The following is a 21800-nucleotide window of genomic DNA, read 5'->3' as shown; positions in this document are numbered from 1 at the left end:
AAAAGATAAAAACGTACTTAACCCTAACCTACCTAATATCCTTATCTTATGGAAGCATTCCTTATGAAGCTAACCCCATACCAATCCATTTTTTTCAATGAATGGATGCTAAACCCTTCTCGAAGCGATTATAATATTATATTTGACCAGTCGATGTCTGGCATTATAGACATTCAGAGACTCAATATAAGCTTAGTAAGATTTGTTAATAATCAATTATTGCTCAATAGCAATGTGGTCAGTAAGTCAGGAGATTTATTCTGGAAAAGAAGAGCATTACTTCAGGAAAGCGACCAGATATTAACATTTATTCCTCAGGAGCCAAGTCCTGAAGAAATCCTGCAGCTGGCATTACAGCCTTTCGATCTGGAAAAAGATCAGCTTGCGAGATTTTATGCCATTAAGTTAAATAATGGCGGATATAGAATCATTCATATCTTTTCCCATATCCTTGTAGATGGATTGAGTGCCAACAGTATTTACACGGAACTGAGTACTTATTACAACCATCCGGATTATGAGAACCCAATTAATCTTACAGAACAGGAAAAATTATATGAAAACCTAAGAATCCAGCTTGAAGGAATATTGGAAAAAGGAAAATCTGAAATGTCAGAATTCTGGAGAACCAATCTGAAAGAGGTAGAAAATATTGGGTTTAAATTTTTAAAAAACAAATCTTCAGAATCAATCTCAGAAAACAATTCAGAATATCCTAAAAACCCGATAAGTGAACTTCGTTTCAGCTTTCCCGAATCTACTTTTTCTAAAGTAAGACAATTAACATCAAAATATAAACTTACCCCTTATACGTACGGGCAATTGGTGTTAGCTGTCTTATTGCACAAAATTTCAGGAGTAGATAATCTTGTGATTAACTATCCTGTTGGGATTACAGAAGGACAGGATTTTATCTTCGGAGCCCATATTAACACGGTTTTAAAAGGATATAGATTCAATAAAGACACTTCACTTCAGGATCTTATTGATCAGAATATAGAATACACCAATCAGCTAAAAATAAGCAAAGCAAGATACTTTCCGGTTGAGGATTTAATAAGCTATGCACCAACTTCCGATATTTTAGAATATGGATTTGTACAAACCAGTCTTAAAGATGTCGTGATCCATTATGAAGGCGCTAGTGATGTCATTATCAACAGTGATTTGAATGTGGATTTGGTAGGAAAACTATCATTCGAGCAGGAAGTAAGGAATGGACAGCTTAACTATAAAGTCCGATATGCGAATCAGGTATTAAGCCAAGAATTGGTATTCAATTTTACGGAGATTTATCAAAAACTGTTTATTGATATTCTTGAAGAATTACTGGAAGGAAAAACAGAAAATTTAATAACCCATTATCAGCTCTTAAAAGATGAAGCATTCCGGACAGTAATCAAAGATTGGAATAATACAGGTTCAGGTCATGTTTTGAGTGGTACAATCCATCAATTATTTGAAGAGCAGGTCGTAAAAACACCTGATCATACAGCCCTTGTATTTAACGAAACCAAACTTACTTACAACGAACTAAACGAAAGAGCAAACCAACTGGCCAACTATCTTATTCAGACTTATGATATTCAGTCTGAAGATTTGATTCCTTTATGTCTGGAGCGTTCAGAAAATATGCTGGTTGCTATTCTTGCTGTTTTAAAAACAGGAGCAGCTTATGTTCCGATGGATCCTTCATATCCTTCAGACAGAGTGGAACATATTCTTAGCGATACCGGAGCAAAAATAGTTTTAGCCCAATATTCAACGCGGGAAAAATTACAAACATTTGAGACTGATACTATTATATTGGATGATTCAGCTTTTCAAAATGTAATAACCGGAATGGATTCCGGTAACCTTTCTAAGCAGGTAAGTCCGGAGAATATGGCCTACGTGATCTACACCAGCGGAACTACAGGGGTTCCTAAAGGGGTAATGGTAGAGCACAGAAATGTGGTAAACCTGGTAGATCAGGTACAGGAAGCTTATGGTTACAGTAAAGGAGAAAAGATAACAGCCTATACTTCTTATGTATTTGATGTATCGGTATCCGAGTTTTTCAATGCTTTATTCTATGGGAATGAGCTGCATATATTGGGTGAAGAGATCAAGAAAGATGCAGATTCTATCAGCAGATATTTACTTTCCAACGAAATAACATATGCTTATCTGCCTCCTGTAATGCTTTCCGTATTACCAAGAGTGGAATATCCATCTTTAAAAGGGCTATTGTATGCTGGTGAACCCTGTGATTATGAAACAGGAAAATACTGGTCTGAGTATACAAAGCTTTACAACCTTTATGGGCCCACGGAAGCAACGATTTATGCAGTGTACAAACAGGTACACCATGGAGACGTACATCTTATCGGGCGACCTGTAGGAAATACAACGGCCTATGTTCTGGACAAATACCTTCAGCCTGCACCTGTTGGCGCTGTTGGTGAATTGTATCTTGGCGGAGCAGGCATTGCAAGAGGTTATCTTAACAGAGCAGATCTGACTGCAGAACGTTTTATAGAAAGCCCTTTTCAAGAGGAAGAAGGAAAACTATATAAAACGGGAGATCTTGTACGTTGGCTTCCGGATGGAAATATAGAATATATCGGGCGTAATGACTTTCAGGTAAAAATCAGAGGATACAGAATTGAGCTGGAAGAAATAGAAAATAAACTTCACCAGTATCCAGGTGTAAAACAGGCCGTTGTCTTAGTAAAAGAAAACAAGACCGGAATGAAATATCTTGCCGGATATTATGTCTCTGAGGGAGAATTGAATGCTGAAGATCTTACAGTATTCCTTTCCGGATCTCTTCCGGAATATATGATTCCCGGAGCCTTTGTACATCTTACGGAACTTCCGCTTACAGTTAACGGAAAACTGGACAGAAAGCAACTTCCAGAGCCTGAATTTACAGGAAACAGAGAATACACAGCGCCACAAAATGAATTACAAGCCAGAGTTTGCCAGATTTATGGTGAAATACTGGGATTAAATAGTGAAACCATCAGTATCTATGATGACTTTTTCCGTCTGGGAGGAAACAGTATCATGGCAATAAAACTGATCAGCAAAATACAATATGAATTGAAACTACAGGCTAATGTAGCAATGGTTTTCAGTCATAAAACAGTTGTTTCTCTTGCTGAGGTGCTAAGCGGCGAAAATAATATTGAAAAACAGGAAAAAATTACCCCTGTACTGGTGGCTTCTGTAGAAGAACAGCGTTTATCCTTTGCTCAGGAAAGACTTTGGTTTATTGAAAAATATGAGGAAGGAAGCAATGCTTACAATATTCCTATGGTATTTCAGCTTGGCAATCATATTCAGGCAGAGCTTCTTCAGGAATCTTTCGAATTATTGATTCAGCGTCACGAAGTACTACGCAGTATCATTCGTTCAACAGAAGATGGGATAGGATATCAGGTAGTTACAGAACAAAATATTCAGCTTTCTGTACAGGATGTTCAGACCAGAGAAGAGCTTGATGAGGTGATCAATATTGCCAATAATAAAGTTTTCCGTTTAGAAGAAGAACTTCCACTGAATGTTTCCCTTTTCACGCTAAAAGATCAGAAATATTTATCCGTTGTAGTGCATCACATTGCTTTTGATGGCTGGTCTACGGATATTTTTATCAAAGAGTTAAGCAGTATTTATAATAGTTTAGCAGAAGGAAAAACACCGGAGCTTAAAGCTTTACCTATTCAATATCGGGATTTTGCTTTATGGCAGAGAAATTATCTTACAGGAGACACACTCGATCAGCAAATAGAGTACTGGAAAGATAAACTTGAAGGATTCCAGACGCTGGATCTCCCATTAGATTTTAAAAGACCGGCACAAACTTCTTACCAGGGAGCTACAGAATATTTCAATATACCAACTGATCTTGTAACAGACCTGAGAGCGCTTTCAAAAGATTTAGGAGTAAGTTTATACAGTGTAATGTTAAGCGGATATTCCTTGATGTTGTCAGCCTATTCCGGACAAGATGATATCATTGTGGGAAGTCCTGTAGCGAATCGTCATCATGCCGGATTGGAGGATATCATTGGATTCTTTGTCAATACACTTGCATTAAGAGAGAAAATTGACCCGGAACAGGATCTCAAAGACTTCATTTTACAGGTTTCCCAATCGGTGATGGAAGCTCAGTCTCATCAGGATCTTCCATTTGAAAAGCTGGTAGAAGAACTCAGAATAGATCAGGATATGTCCCGTCACCCGATTTTCCAGGTGATGTTTGGGCTTCAGAGTTTTGAAGGCGGAATATATACAGGCAATGCTGATGAAGCAGTATTACTTCCTTTTGATGGTGATATTGATTATCAGACTGCGAAGTTTGATCTGACCATGATGATCGATGACAATGGAGAAACCGTACGTGGAATATTCAATTATGCAGTATCCCTTTTCAACAGAGATACGATTCTGCGTATGAAAGATACTTATGTGCTCCTTCTTGAACAGTTTGTAAATCTTAGACATCAAAAAGAAGAAAACATTACAATCAATAGTCTTCATTGGATGGCTAAAGAAGATTATAAAAAGATCATTGAAGATCAGAACTCATTAGAAATAGAATATCCGGAGTCAAGTACCCTTCACAGATTATTTGAAGATCAGGTGCAGAGAACCCCGGATCGTACAGCATTAGTATATCAAAATGTAAAGCTGTCTTATCAGGAGCTGAATGCCAAAGCGAACCGTCTTGCCCACTACCTTATAGAAACCTATAATCCTCAGTCTGAGGATATGATTCCTTTATTCCTGGAACGGTCAGAAGATATGATTGTGGCTATTCTTGCTGTTTTGAAAACCGGAGCAGCCTATGTTCCGATGGATCCGTCCTATCCGGCAGACAGAATAAGACATATTTTGGATGATACTGATACGGAAATCATTCTTACTCAGGAAAAAATAGCTGAAAAAATTCAGGATGTAGACCTTTCAAAGAGCATTATTGCGCTGGATGAGGTTTCATTCAGAGAACTCATTGAAAAGAGCAACCCTGAAAATCCAGTGACTGAAACCACTTCAGATCATCTTGCTTATGTGATCTATACCAGCGGAACTACAGGCGTTCCTAAAGGGGTAATGATAGAACACAAAAGTGTTGTAAATGTAGTAACACAGGTAAGAGATGCTTATGGATTCAGTGAAAATGAGAAGATAACGGCTTATACCTCTTATGTATTTGACGTTTCAGTATCAGAATTTTTTAATGCTTTATTGTATGGAAATGAACTGCATATATTGGATGAAACCATTAAAAAAGATGCAGATTCCATAAGCAGATATCTGCTTGAACATCAGATAGAATATGCTTATTTACCTCCGGTAATGTTGTCCGTATTGCCTCGTATTGAATATCCAAACCTCAAAGGACTACTGTATGCCGGAGAGCCTTGTGATTATGAAACCGGAAAATACTGGTCGGAATATATCACTCTTTATAACCTTTACGGGCCTACGGAAGCTACAATTTATGCCACTTACAAAAAAGTAGAGCATGGAGACGTTCATTTAATCGGACACGCTGTAGGAAATACTTCAGTATACGTACTGGACGCTCTTCACCGTCCGGTTCCGGTAGGAGCTGTTGGAGAACTTTATCTTGGTGGAGCCGGAATTGCGAGAGGATATCTGAACAGACCGGAACTTACCTCAGAACGATTTATTCCCAATCCTTTTCAGACAGAAGAGCAGAAGGGGCAGGGTAAAAACGGGAAACTTTATAAAACAGGGGATTTAGTAAAATACCATGCCGATGGAGAAATAGAATATATCGGACGTAATGACTTCCAGGTAAAGATCCGAGGCTATAGAATTGAGCTTGGAGAAATTGAAAATAAATTACAGAGCAATCCATCAATCCGCCAATCTGTAGTACTGGCTAAAACCAATAAAGCAGGGTTGAAGTATCTTGCCGGATATTATGTATCTGATTCTGCATTAGAATCTCATGAAATTTCTGAATTCCTGGGAGAAACCTTACCGGAATATATGATTCCTAGTGTGTATGTTCATCTTGAACAGCTTCCATTGACCATCAATGGAAAACTAGACAGAAAACAATTACCAGAACCGGAATTTACCATCAGTAGGGCATATACAGCTCCTGAAAATGAATTGCAGGAAAAACTATGTCAGATTTATGCAGATGTGCTGGGGCTGGAAGCTTCAGTCATTGGAATTCATGAAGATTTCTTCCGTCTCGGAGGAAACAGTATCATGGCTATAAGACTGATCAGCAGCATCAAAAAAGCTTTAGACATATCAATAGGAGTAGCAGTTGTATTTACTCATAAAACCGTAGCAACTCTTTCTCATATTATTGAAAATGAGTCTGGCATAGATGCTCAGGTAAAGATTGTTCCAATAGAAATCTCTTCTCCGGAGGAACAGCGATTATCTTTTGCCCAGGAAAGACTATGGTTTATTGAAAATTTTGAAGGCGGAAGCAATGCCTATAATGTTCCAATGGTCTTCGGACTAGGTAAAGATATACAACTTGACGTTCTTCAAAGAGCGTTAGAGACTGTAGTAATGCGCCACGAAGTGCTTCGTTCAGTAATCCGTACTGCGGAAAATGGAATAGGTTATCAGGTGGTTACAGGCCTTGTTCCTGAGTTTAAATATACAGAAGTTAACTCCAAAGAAGAATTGGAGAGAAATATTGATCAGTGTGCCCATAAAATATTTAATCTGGAAGAAGAGATTCCGGTGGAAGCGGTCATTTTCAAAGAGGAAGGGGATTATTATCTATCCGTTGTGGTTCATCACATCGCATTTGACGGATGGTCTGCAGATCTCTTCTTAAAAGAAATACAAACCATATACAATGCCTTTATTAAAGGTGAAAACCCTCAGCTTCCGGAATTAAAAATTCAATACAAAGACTTTGCTCTATGGCAGAGAAGTTATCTTACAGGAGAGACACTGAAAAAGCAGATCAGTTATTGGAAAAATACCCTTGAAGGCTTTGAGGCACTTAATCTGCCTTTAGATTTTAAACGACCGGCTAATATCTCTTATGACGGAGCTAGTGCTCACTTCGCCCTTTCTACAGAAGTAGGCTCAGGATTGAGAAACCTTTCCAAAGAATGGGGAGTAAGCCTTTATAGCCTGATGCTGGGTGGATATTATTTGATGCTTTCTGCCTATTCCGGTCAGGATGATATTGTCGTAGGAAGCCCGATTGCCAACCGTCATCATGAAGGTCTTGAAGATATGATCGGTTTCTTTGTAAATACACTGGCACTGAGAGAAAAGATCAGTGCAGAGCAGGATTTTAAAGACTTTATTCTTCAGATCTCAAAATCGGTAACAGAAGCACAGTCTTATCAGGAACTGCCATTTGAAAAGTTGGTAGAAGAGCTGGATATAGAACAGGATACTTCAAAACACCCTGTTTTCCAGGTGATGTTTGGGGTTCAAAGTTTTGGAGTGAATACTGATATTGAAGCTATATTTACTCCTTTACATCATGAGATCAACTATCAGGCAGCGAAGTTCGACCTGACGACGATGATTGATGATGGAGAAGAAACGATCAGAGGAATATTCAATTACGCGACCTCACTTTTCAAAGAAGAAACAATTCTGAGAATGCAGAGCACTTATATTCTGCTTTTGGATCAATTAGCTAAAATAGGAGAGAGTAGCGATAAAAATATAAAAATCAATGAATTCCGTCTGCTGGAAGATTCAAATTACAATAAGATCACCAAAGATTGGAATCAAACAAATTCTGATTATGCTTCTGATAAAACAATCCATCAATTATTCGAGGATCAGGTGGACAAAACACCTGATGTTACAGCCTTAGTATATCAGGATATTGAATGGTCATATCAGGAACTGAATGAAAAATCAAACCGCCTGGCAAACTATCTGATCAATACCTATAATATTCAGCCGGATGATTTGATCCCTTTATGCCTGGAACGTTCCGAAAACATGCTGATGGCAATGTTGGCTATATTAAAAGCTGGTGCAGGATATGTTCCAATGGATCCTTCCTATCCAGCCGAAAGAATACAACACATTCTTCAGGATACGAAAGCCAGGGTTATTTTAGGGCAGGAAAGTACCGTGAAACAGCTGGAAAATAAGGCCGTTGATGTTATTGATCTGGATGAGGTTACCTTTAAAGAAATACTTGAAACCTTTGATGTTAATAATCCAGTTACCAAGACTAAGGAAAATAATTTAGCTTATGTTATTTACACCAGTGGAACTACCGGAATGCCTAAAGGTGTATTGATAGAACATCAAGGAGTAGCCAACCTGATACAGCAGCACGCTAAAGAATACGGGTTCACTTCTGAGCAGCCTGTTTCGCAGAAGAATTGTCTTTGGTATGCCAACTATGTATTTGATGCCCACGTAGCTGAGTTGTATCCGGCACTTGTACATGGACAAACGATTCATCTTTTGAATAAAGAGACACAGACAGATCTGATTGGATTACAGCAGTATATCATAGAAAATAATATCAAAGTTGCCACCATTCCTCCGGTTTTATTAACCAAAGAATATATCCTTCCTTTAGAGACGCTTTTAGTTGCCGGTGATATTACCAATCCGCAGGTTATGGCTCTGTATAAAAAGCATGGAGTAGACTTAGTCAATGCTTATGGGCCAACAGAAAGTACCGTATGTGCGACTCTGCATCATTATAATGAGGATGAAAATCCATTAAATATAGGTGGCCCAATCGGGAATGTGAATGTTTATGTCTTAGATCAACATTTAAGACCCGTTCAGGTAGGAGGAGTGGGAGAATTGTATGTCGGCGGAGCAGGAATTGCAAGAGGTTACCTGAACAGACCTGATCTTACAGAAGAACGTTTTATCACTAATCCTTTCCAGACATCAGATCAGAAGGTAAAAGGAGAGAACAAAAGATTATATAAAACCGGAGACTTGGTTCGCTGGCTGTCAAATGGTGAACTGGAATATATCGGAAGAAATGATTTCCAGGTAAAAATTCGCGGTTATAGAATTGAATTAGGCGAAATTGAAAATAAGCTGTTAACCTATCCGGGAATTCGTCAGTCAGCAGTATTGGCTAAAGAAAATAAAGCAGGTTTAAAATACCTTGCAGGCTATTATGTTGCTGAAAACGCGATAGATTCAGCATTACTTTCAGAATATTTATCCGAATCATTACCAGAATATATGATTCCGGGAGCATTTGTTCATTTAACCTCTTTACCCTTGACAATCAATGGAAAACTGGATAGAAGAGCGCTTCCTGAACCTGATTTTACAGGAAATAAAGAATATACAGCTCCGGAAACAGAGCTGCAGAAGAAACTATGTCAGATCTATGGAGAAGTTTTAGGACTTTCTTCAGACAGTATAAGCATTCATGATGATTTCTTCAGATTAGGCGGGGACAGTATTATCAGCATTCAGTTGGTGGGAAGAATCCGTCAACGATTAGATGTTAGATTAACTGTTAAAGAAGTTTTTGCTGCCCGTACTACAGCCTCTCTAGCCGTACTGATAGAGAATAAAAAGAAAGAAGAAGAGACACACATTATTGCAGAACAGGGATTATTGAAGGGAGATGTTCCGCTTTTACCAATCCAGGATTGGTTCTTTGATCAGATAAAATCAGGGTATTTAGAAGAGTTCAACCATTGGAATCAGGCTTTCCTGATTCAGGTTCCTGAACTGGATAAAGAACTGCTGGAACTATCTGTAAATTATCTGATCGAAAGACATGATGCCCTGAGACTTCAGTATCAAAATGAGCATGGAAAATATATTCAGCAGTATGGTGAAGGAAAAACGACTTCTATCCATTATCTCAATATTTCTGATCTGAATCAGGAAGAGTTATCATCGATTTTTACCGATTGGCAGTCTCATTTTAATATTGAAAGTGGTTTGTTATATAATATCGGATATGTTGATGGATATCAGGATGGTAGTGCCAGAATTTATTTTGCCTTCCATCACCTGATTATTGATGCAGTAAGCTGGAGAATTATTACAGAAGACTTAAAAAATATTTACCAGTCTCTCGAAAAAGGAGATACAAAAGCCGTTACTTCTCATACCAAAGGAAGCAGTTACCGCCAATGGGTAGAAGCTGTAAAAATATACAGCTCAGAATCTCAGGAAAAGGAACACTCACTTTGGAATACGATTGCAGATACGGTTGAAGAGAATAATAGAAATCTGGAACATTTCATAGGTAAAGACTATCAGCAGAGTCAATTGATAGTTTCTGAAGAAATAACCCAAAAGTTGATCAGAGGAGTTCATCAGGTTTACAATACACAGATTAATGATGTACTGCTTTCTGCATTATCCCTAGCACTTTCAGAATTAACCGGACATGAAAATCATTCTGTTGTACTGGAAAGCCATGGCCGTGAAGAAATATTCAATCATCTTGATATTACGGAAACGGTAGGCTGGTTTACTTCTATGTATCCGGTGATTTTAAAGCAAAGCGAGGATTGGGCAGATACTTTGGCTGGAACTAAAGAATCTCTGAGAAGTATTCCTCATAACGGTATCGGCTATGGCAGCTTGATAGGTTATACAGAACGAGAACTTCCTAAAATCAGTTTCAATTATCTGGGACAACTGGATCAGGAAACCGGAGAAAAAAGCTGGTTTATTGCAGCAGAAGACAGTGGCTTAAGCATCGGAAATAAAAATAAAGACAGCTATTGTATCAGCATCAATGGAGCTGTAATAGATGGTAAACTTCAATTTAAAGTTTCTGGTTATCTGAAGGATGGCCAGATGAGTCTGTTCTCAGAATCATTTAAAACAAAAATAGAAGAAATTGTTGACAAACTTTTACAAGTCGACAGAAGCTTCCTTACTCCATCTGATGTAGATTATATTGTGGAAGAAGTTCAACTTGCAGATATTCAGAAAGATGGTGAGATAGAAGGTGTTTATCTTGCTAATAGTTTGCAGGAAGGGTTTGTATATCATGCTTTAAATCAGGGAGAAACAGATGATGCCTATAGAGTACAATTGATTTGGGATTATTTTGCCGAAATCAGTCCTGAAAACCTGAAAAAAGCATGGGAGTTTACTCAAAAACGTTATCCTGCATTAAGAATAAGATTTAACTGGAATGGAGAGATCGTTCAGGTTATTGATAAAAAAGGAAATCTGGATTGGAGATACCAGGACATCAGTGGAATCAATGAAGAGGCTCAGAAGAATCTGATTGAAGAAATCGTACAAAAAGACCGTTTTGAGATTCACGATTTATCCAAAGGCAATCTGTTTAGGGTTTACCTTTTCAAAAGAGGAGAGAACCAGTATAGCTGTTTGTTAAGCAACCACCATGCAATCCTGGATGGATGGAGCCTGCCTGTTATTCTGAACAGTGTGCATGAAGCTTATCTTCAACTGAACAAAGATCACCAGCCTGAGCTTATTGTAGATACAGCATATACAGATACTCAGAAATACCTTCAGGAGAATAAAGAGATCAGCAGCAGCTTCTGGAAAAGCTATATGGATCAGATTGAAGATCAGGAAGATCTGACTAATCTGTTAAAAGAAAGTCAAAGACATACAGATCTGGGAATTTATAAACATATTAAAGACCATCAGGATGTAGAATTTTTGATAGAAGGAGAGAAGTATCAGCAATTAAAAGAATTTACTCAGACAAATGGATTTACTGTGAATGCTGTTCTGCAGTATTTGTGGCATAATCAGCTGAAAATCTACAGCAACTCTGAAGTAACTGTAGTAGGAACTACCATATCAGGAAGAAACCTTCCTGTGGATGGAATAGAATCTTCTGCAGGATTATACATCAATACTTTACCGCTTATTGTAAACCATAAAGAAGGTAAAATCAAAGATCATATTGCAAAAATACAGGAGAATATCAGCGAGCTTAATAGCCATAGCGATGTTAATCTGGCAAATCTTCAGCGTGACGGGCGCAGGATTTTCAGCAGCTTATTTGTCTACGAAAACTATCCTGTGCCTCAGGGAGAAAATAACAATGAATTAGGATTTGTATTCAGGGATGCAATAGAAAGATTGGATTATCCGTTGGGAGTAACCGCTTTTGAACGTGATGAAAAAGTTTCTTTGGTGCTAAGCTATGAAGGACATCTGTTTGAAAACAGGATGATGAACCAGTTGCTTGAAGGAATGAAAACCATTCTGAATCAGCTATTGAAAAATCCTGAAATGACTTCTGAAAATCTGTCTTATATCACCTCAGAAGATCAGAAAAAAATAATCCTGGATTGGAATAATACCTGGACTGAATTTCCAGCAGGTAAAACAATCCAAAGCATGTTTGATGCTCAGGTGGCTAAAACACCAGATCGTATCGCATTGGTATATCAGGATGTAACCTTATCCTATAAAGAGCTTAATGAACGCGCAAACCGTCTTGCCAACTATCTGAACGATACTTATAATCTTCAGCCGGATGATCTTGTTCCTTTATGTTTGGAGCGTTCAGAGAACATGTTGATTGCCATTTTAGCGGTATTAAAATCCGGAGCAGCGTATGTTCCTATGGATCCCACCTATCCAACAGATAGGATGGAACATATTCTTCAGGATACACAAGCGAAAATAGTGATCACCGAGAAAAGCACTGACGCAAAATTCAATGAAATTCACTCGGAAACAGCAGAAATTCTGCTGTTAGATGATGAAAAACTGATAAAAAAGCTTGAAAACAGCAGTATTGATAATCCGTTTACCCAAGCTCAGGCAGATGATCTGGCGTATGTAATCTACACCAGTGGAACAACAGGAATGCCTAAAGGAGTAATGATAGAGCATACAGGAGTGATCAATCTGGTGAGTGATCTTTACACCCGCTACGATCTGAATGAATCCGAAATCATTCTTCAGTTTGCCAACTATGTATTTGATGCTTCGGTAGAACAGATTTTCTTAGGTTTATTGAACGGATGTCAACTCTTGTTCATAGACAACCAGGAAATGCTGAATGAAGAAGAATACATCAGAAAATTAAAGGATCATAAAGTAACCTATCTGCCTTTTACCCCTTCCGTATTGCAAAATATCGATGTTACAACGGTAGAAAGTGTACGGACATTAGATTCCGGAGGAGAAGCTTTGCCTGAAGATCTTTATAACAAACTGAAGAAAGGAAACTTCCTCTTTGTCAACTCTTATGGGCCTACAGAAGTTACCATTACTTCCCTTGTCAATACCAATCGGGAGATCAATTGCATTGGTCGTCCGCTCAATAACACAAGCGTATATGTTCTGGATCAGTTTTATCGTCCGGTTCCTGTAGGTGCTGTAGGCGAGCTTTATATTGGAGGAATAGGCGTTGCCCGTGGATATCTGAACAAACCGGAACTTACAGAAGAACGATTTGTCCATAATCCTTTCCAGACAGAAGAACAGAAAATAAAGGGTGAAAACAGCAGGATTTATAAAACCGGAGACCTTGTACGTTGGCTTCCGGATGGAAATATTGATTATATCGGAAGAAATGACTTCCAGGTAAAAATCAGAGGATTCCGTATAGAACTGGGAGAAATCGAAAACAGATTACTTCATTATCCGGGAATTCGCCAGGGAACCGTTTTGGTGAAAGAAAATCAGGCAGGACTGAAATATCTTGTGGGTTACTATGTAGCAGATGAAGGAATAGATACTCGTCTGATTTCAAAATTTATGTCAGAAACCCTTCCTGAATACATGATTCCTGCTGCGTTTGTGCATTTAACAGCATTACCGCTGACAATCAATGGTAAGCTTGACAGAAAACAGCTTCCTGAACCTGAATTTACCGAAAATAAAGAATATACAGCTCCTCAGAATGACCTCCAGAAAAAGCTTGTAGAGATTTATGGAGAAGTACTGGGATTACATGCTGAAAACATAAGTATTCATGATGATTTCTTCAGATTAGGAGGAAACAGTATCATGGCCATTAAACTGATCAGTAAAATCAAGCAAAATATTGATCTTCAGGTAAATGTTGCTAAAATATTCAGTAATAAAACAGTAGCTACCCTTGAAAAAGCACTGATGGATGACAATAATCCAACAGAGCAGCTAAGTTTAAAACCTATTCAAGTTAATACTCCGGAAGAGTATAGATTATCTTTTGCTCAGGAAAGACTTTGGTTTATAGAAGCTTATGAGAAAGGAAGTAATGCTTATAATATTCCAATGGCGGCTGTTCTGGACGCAAAAACTGATATTGATGCTTTATGTACTGCCTTAAAAACAGTCGTAAACCGTCATGAAGTACTTCGTTCTGTGATCAGAACGACTGAAGAAGGAATAGGATATCAGGTGGTTACAGACTTACTTCCGGAAATTAAAACTACAAAAATAAGTACCAGAGAAGAGCTTGATCAACGTATCAATCAATGTGCTAATAAAGTATTTAGCCTTGATGAAGAAATTCCGGTGCATATAGAGTTGTTTGTGTTTGAAAATCAGACTTATATATCCATTGTCATCCATCATATTGCTTTTGACGGATGGTCTACCGATATATTCCTGAACGAAGTACAGACCATTTATAATAATCTGGTTAAAGGAGTATCTGCTGAGCTTCCTACATTGAAAATTCAGTATAAGGATTTCGCTTTATGGCAAAGAGATTATCTTACAGGAACCCGTTTAGAACAACAGATTGGTTACTGGAAAAATCAGCTTGAGGACTTCCAGAATCTTGATCTTCCGACAGATTTCCGAAGACCTTCGCAGATATCATACGAAGGAGAGAACTTATACTTCAATTTGACTAAAGATCAGGGTGAAAAACTCCGAAATCTATCCAAAGATCTTGGAGTAAGCTTGTACAGCGTAATGCTTGGAGGGTATTATCTGATGCTTTCCGCTTATTCCGGACAGGATGATATTGTAGTAGGAAGCCCAATTGCCAACCGTCACCATGCCGGATTGGAGGATATCATCGGATTCTTTGTCAATACCCTTGCTTTAAGAGAAAAAATAGATCCGAAACAAAGCCTTAAAGACTTCATACTTCAGGTATCAAAATCCGTTACAGAAGCACAGTCTCACCAGGATCTTCCATTTGAAAAACTGGTAGATGAACTGGGAATCGAGCAGGATACTTCAAGGCATCCGGTTTTCCAGGTGATGTTCGGATTACAGAATGAAACAGTATTGATTAAGAATGATGAGGCTCTATTTTATCCGTTTGACGGTGAACAGGGCTATCAGGTCGCAAAATTTGATCTCACTACGATGATTGACGACAATGGAGAAAATATCCATGGAATGTTCAATTATGCTAAAGCTATATTTTCAAGGGAAACGATTCAGAATATGATCGATTCTTACCTGTTTTTGATTGATCAGATTGCAGAAACGGATGACTATGAAAAAATAGAGCTTTCCGGATTACAGTTTGTTTCGCAGGAAAACTATAAAAAGGTTACTGAAAGCTGGAATGCCACCCGCAAGGAATATCCGTCAGAAATGACCATTCATGAGCTGTTTGAGCATCAGGTTGACAAAACTCCGGATCATACGGCATTAGTATATCAGAATGTTAAACTGTCTTACAAAGAATTGAATGAAAAAGCGAATCGCTTAGCCAACCATCTTATTGAAACTTATCATCTCCAACCGGACGATCTTGTACCATTATGTCTTGAGCGTTCAGAAAATATCGTGATTGCTATTCTGGCGGTATTAAAGGCCGGTGCAGCTTATGTACCAATAGATCCTTCATATCCATCAGACAGAATCCATCATATTCTGAAAGATACAGATGCTAAAATCGTATTGGCAGAAGAGAATACAGCCGATAAAGTGGAGCATTCCAATGTTATTGCATTGGATGAGGTAATTTTTAAAGCAATACTTGAAACAGCTGATCCTAATAATCCTGTAACCAGTATAAAATCTACTGATCTGGCTTATGTCATTTACACCAGTGGAACAACTGGGCTTCCTAAAGGGGTAATGATTGAACATCGCGGAGTGATAAACCTCATCAAATCAATGATCAAGGCTCACCGACTTGAAGAATATCAGGAAGTAGGATGCTACTCCAATTACGTTTTTGATGCCTTTGTTTACGAAGCGCTCCCGGTGATTTGTAACGGAAATACTTTATGGTTGTACAGTAATGATCTCAGAACTTCAGTAGGAGAACTGAACGATTATATTAATGAAAATAAAATAGAAGTTTCCTTTATTCCTCCGGTTCTGTTAAGAGAAATTGTGGAAAACGGAACAAGTCTGAAACTGATTTTTGCTGGAGGAGAAAGCTTCCCGGTTTTAGATCAGAATATTGAGGATATCATTCTTGTTAACGAATACGGCCCGACAGAAGGAACCGTATGTTCTACTTTACACCATTATAAAGAAGATTACAATCCATTAAACATTGGAGGCCCAATTGATAATATGAGCACTTATGTGCTGGATCAGCATCTTCGCATCGTTCCGGAAGGAGCAATAGGTGAATTGTACATCAGTGGAGCCGGAATTGCCAGAGGGTATCTGAACAGGCCGGAACTTACCGAAGAACTGTTCATTATAAATCCTTTCCAGACTCAGGAACAGAGAGAAAGAGGCGAAAATGACCGTCTGTATAAAACCGGAGATTTGGTACGCTGGCTGGTAAATGGTGAATTGGAATACATGGGAAGAAATGACTTCCAGGTGAAGATAAGAGGACATAGAATTGAGTTGGGAGAAATTGAAAATACGCTGCAGCAATACCCTGAAATCAAACAAACCGTAGTTTTAGCCAAAGAAAATCAGGAAGGACTGAAATACCTTGCAGGATATTATGTGTCTGATACAGTGATAGATTCTGATGTACTTTCAGATCATTTATCAGCATCCTTACCGGAGTATATGATCCCGGCAGTATTTGTTCATTTAACGTCTTTACCATTGACAATTAATGGAAAACTGGATAGAAGAGCTTTGCCGGAACCTGAATTTACTAACGGAAAAGAATATACAGCTCCTGAAACAGATCTACAGAAAAAATTATCTGAAGTTTATGCTGAAGTGTTAGGCATTCCGGCTGAAGCCATCAGTATTCATGATGATTTCTTTAGATTGGGAGGAAACAGTATCATGGCCATTAAATTGATTAGTAAGATAAAACAGTCTTTGGGAATGCAGGTTGCTGTAGCAACTGTTTTCAGTCATAAGACGATAGCTTCACTTTCTCTTGTATTGGCAGATGAAAATAATACGGCAGAACAGATCATCATTACTCCTGTCACGGTAAATGCTCCGGAAGAACAAAGATTATCCTTTGCTCAGGAAAGACTTTGGTTTATCGAAAATTATGAGGGTGGAAGCAGTGCTTATAACATTCCATTAGTTTTCCGTCTGGATGAAAAAACAGACCTTCAGGCATTATGTAAAGCTTTGGATGCCGTTGTAATGCGTCATGAAGTACTTCGTTCCGTGATCCGTATGACCGATGATGGGTTAGGCTGGCAGGCTGTGATAGATGATATCCCGGTAATTCATCAGGAGGAAGTAAAAACAATGGCTGAATTGGAAGAAAAAGTAAGCCGTATTGCCAATACTATATTCAATTTGGAACAGGAATTACCAGTCAATACTCATATCTTCAAACTGGAAAATGACTATTATCTGTCTGTGGTTATCCACCATATTGCATTTGACGGATGGTCTGCAGGAGTATTCCTGAAAGAAGTTATCCATATTTATGAAGCCATTAAAGAAGAAAAAGCACATGATCTTCCGGCTTTAAAAGTGCAGTATAAAGACTTTGCTTTATGGCAGCGAAATTATCTGACGGGAGAACGTCTTGATATCCAGGTTAATTATTGGAAAAATAAACTAGGAGGCTTCCAGAACCTTGATCTGCCATCAGATTTCAAGAGACCGGCTCAGATGTCTTATGACGGAGATAGTATTTATTTCCGAATCAACGAAGAGCAAAGTCAAAAGCTGAGAGAATTGTCGAAAGATCTTGGTGTAAGCGTATTCAGCATCCTTTTAGCAGGTTATTACCTGATGCTTTCCGCTTATTCAGGACAGGATGATATTGTGATAGGAAGCCCTATTGCGAACCGCCATCATCCAGGATTGGAAGATATTATCGGATTCTTTGTGAACACTCTGGCCTTGAGAGAGACCATTGATCAGGAACAAAATGTTAAAGATTTTATCAGGCAGGTAGCTGGCTCAGTAACTGAAGCACAGTCTCATCAGGATCTTCCGTTTGAAAAATTAGTGGAAGAATTGGGAGTGGAAAAAGATACTTCCCGTCACCCGGTATTCCAGGTCATGTTTGGGCTTCAAAGTTTTGGTGAAAACCTTTCTGAGAATCAGTCAATTCTTTATCCGTTTACAGGAAAAGTAGATTATGAAGTGGCTAAATTCGACATTACCACTATGATTGATGATAGTGATGAAACCATTCATGGAATGTTCAACTATGCTCAATCGGTATTCTCTAGAGAAACGGTTAATAATATGATGAATTCCTATTTGTTCATGCTTGAGCAGATAGCAGATTCTAAAGAACAGAAAGATATTAAGTTATCTCAATTCACTCTTATTTCTCAAGAACAACAACAGTCCGTATCCAAATTATGGGCTTCAGAAACTCATTATTCAGATCAGAATACCATTCACGGTCTATTTGAAGCACAGGTTGAAAAAACTCCGGATCACACGGCGATAGTGTATCAGGACGTGAGATTGTCATATAGAGAGCTTAATGAACGTTCCAATCGTCTGGCAAATTATCTGATTACAACTTATGATCTTCAGCCGGATGATCTGGTTCCATTATGTCTTGAGCGTTCAGAAGATATGCTTGTGGCGATTCTGGGGGTTTTAAAAGCTGGTGCTGCTTACGTTCCGATGGATACTTCATATCCAGTAGAAAGAATTAAACATATTCTTGATGATACAGGTGCAAAAATAGTATTGGCGCACAACAGTTCAGCATTAAGCGTTAAAGAAGCTTGTGGTGAAACTGCAGCCATGCTTATCCTGAACAGTCCTGAAGTAACGGAAACTCTTGGAAACAGCAATATTTCTAATCCTGTAACTCAGGTAGAGTCACACCACATGGCTTATGTAATCTATACGAGTGGAACGACAGGAATGCCTAAAGGGGTAATGCAGGAACACAGGAATGTAGCGCGACTTTTCAGTGCAACCGATCATTGGTATCAGTTTAATGATCAGGATGTATGGAGCTTATTCCATTCCTATGTATTTGATTTCAGTGTATGGGAGATCTGGGGGGCATTACTGTATGGCGGAAAACTTTTAGTTCCATCTTCAGAACAGACAAAGGATACCAATTTATTCTTCAGTTTATGCCTGAAAGAAGGACTTACCGTATTAAATCAGACCCCAACTGCTTTCTATCAGTTTATTGATACAGCCCTTCAGCGTGAAGAACAACTGACGGAGCTACGGTATGTAATATTTGGAGGAGAAGCCCTAAATCTTGCTTCTTTAAAACCTTGGTATGAGCGCTACCGTTCAAAACCGGAATTGATTAACATGTATGGAATTACCGAAACAACCGTCCATGTTACTTATAAAAAATTAAGCGTAGAAGATCTCAATAAAGCTTCTCTGATTGGAGAAAATATCCCGGATCAGGCGATGTATATCCTTGATGCTCATCTTCGTGCCGTTCCTGTAGGTGCGGTAGGAGAATTGTATGTGGGAGGAGCCGGAATTGCCAGAGGATATCTGAACAGACCGGAACTTACGGCTGAACGCTTTATACAAAACCCTTTCCAGACTTTAGAACAGAAAGAAAACGGGAAAAACGGAATCCTGTACAAAACTGGAGATTTAGTACGATATCTGTCTGATGGTGAATTGGAATACATCGGAAGAAATGACTTCCAGGTAAAAATCCGCGGGTATAGAATTGAATTAGGAGAAATAGAAAACAGACTCCTGGAATATCCGGAAGTAAGACAAACTGTAGTTCTTGCCAAAGAAAATAAATCTGGAATGAAATACCTTGCAGGATATTACGTTTCCGATGCTGCTTTGGACGTGGAGAAAATCAAAGTATTCCTATCCGAAGTTCTCCCGGAATATATGGTGCCGGCAGCTTTTGTTCATTTATCCTTATTACCATTGACAATCAATGGAAAACTGGACAGAAGGCAGCTTCCTGAACCAGAATTTACTGGTGGAAAAGAATATACAGCTCCTGAAAATGAATTGCAGGAAAAATTATGTCAGATCTATGGTGAAGTCCTTGGTTTGGATGTCTCAGGAATAGGGATTCATGATGATTTCTTCAGATTAGGAGGTGACAGTATCATCAGTATTCAGCTGGTGAGCAGAATAAGACAGCGCTTAGACACAAGAATCAGTGTTAAAGATGTATTTGCCTCAAAAACAGTTCAAAATATCTCCGAACTGATCGAAAATAAAGCAAAAGAAGAGCAAACCCGTGTTTTAACAGAACAAGGACAGCTGACAGGTGCTTTATCATTCCTTCCTATCCAGGAATGGTTCTTCCAGCTGGTAGAAGAAGGCTATATTGGAGATCTGAATCACTGGAACCAGTCCTTTTTGATTAAAGTTCCAGAACTAAACAAAGAATTGCTGGAGCAGAGTGTAAAACTGCTTATTGAGAAACATGATGCTTTCAGAATTCATTATCCGAAAGAAAACGGAAAATATACCCAGCAATACGGAATCAATACGATATCGGAATTAAAATATCTGGATGTTTCAGGAATACAACAGGGAAGACTTTCAGACACCCTCACAGAATGGCAGTCCCAGTTTGAGATAGAGCAGGGGCCATTATTCCAGATTGGATATATAACAGGTTATGAAGATGGAAGTGCAAGGATTTTCTTTGGACTTCATCACCTGATCATTGATGCTGTAAGCTGGAGAATCATTACAGAAGACTTAAAAAATATATATCAGACCCTTGAAAAAGGAAACACGGTTGAAGCTCCTGTAAAAGGAAGCAGTTACCGTCAATGGATTGATGCTATAAAGTCTTATAAATTTGAAGATCCTGAATCGAGAGAAACAGAGTCTTCTTATTGGAAAACCATTACAGACACGGTTGAAGAAAGCAACAATTCTCTAATATCCATATCCTCTTCAGAATATCATTATTCCAGTATTATGCTGGGAGCTGATTATACAGAAAAGCTGATAAGAGAAGTACATCACGTTTATCATACCCAAATTAATGATTTACTGTTATCAGCATTGGCATCCGCACTTTCAGATCTTACCGGAGCATCTGCTCATGCCGTTCTGCTTGAAGGACATGGACGTGAAGATGTATTTGGAAACATGGATATTACAGAAACTGTTGGCTGGTTTACCTCGATGTATCCACTTCTTCTGAAAACAGGAAATGATGTAAAAGATACCGTTATTCTGACCAAGGAATCCCTGAGAAGTATTCCAAACAACGGAATTGGATATGGAAGCCTTGTTGGGTACACAGAAAGAGAACTTCCAAAGATCAGTTTCAACTATCTTGGACAGCTTGATCAGGAAGAAGGCACAGGAGAGAAAACATGGTATATCGCCGGAGAAGACAGTGGGAAATCTATGGGTGACAAAAATCGTGATAACGATATTATTACGGTAAACGGAGCCATTGCAGATGGACAGCTTCGCTTCGGAATCTCAGGATATCTTTCACAGGAACAACTTGATTTTCTGACAGAAAGATTCAAAGAATATATTCAGCGAACAGTAGATGAATTAATCATCGAAAAAAGAAACTGGCTTACCCCTTCAGATACCGGAAATATTGTTGGAAAAGAACAATTGATGCAGATCCAGGA

General features: G+C 38.5%; 1 protein-coding gene (running past one end of the window). It reads left to right on the top strand.

What is annotated here, in order from left to right; genetic code table 11:
* Nucleotides 1–48: 48 nt before the first annotated feature.
* On the top strand, nt 49–21800 hold the start of the coding sequence (locus tag GTR01_RS12795) for a non-ribosomal peptide synthase/polyketide synthase (protein WP_160138225.1). Its footprint extends 22453 nt past the window's final position; the window shows 21752 of its 44205 coding nt (coding positions 1–21752); its start codon is at nt 49–51; its stop codon lies off the right edge, out of view.

This window comes from Chryseobacterium sp. c4a (assembly GCF_009900745.1).
GTDB lineage: Bacteria > Bacteroidota > Bacteroidia > Flavobacteriales > Weeksellaceae > Chryseobacterium.
This window is presented reverse-complemented; position numbering and strand designations above follow the sequence as displayed.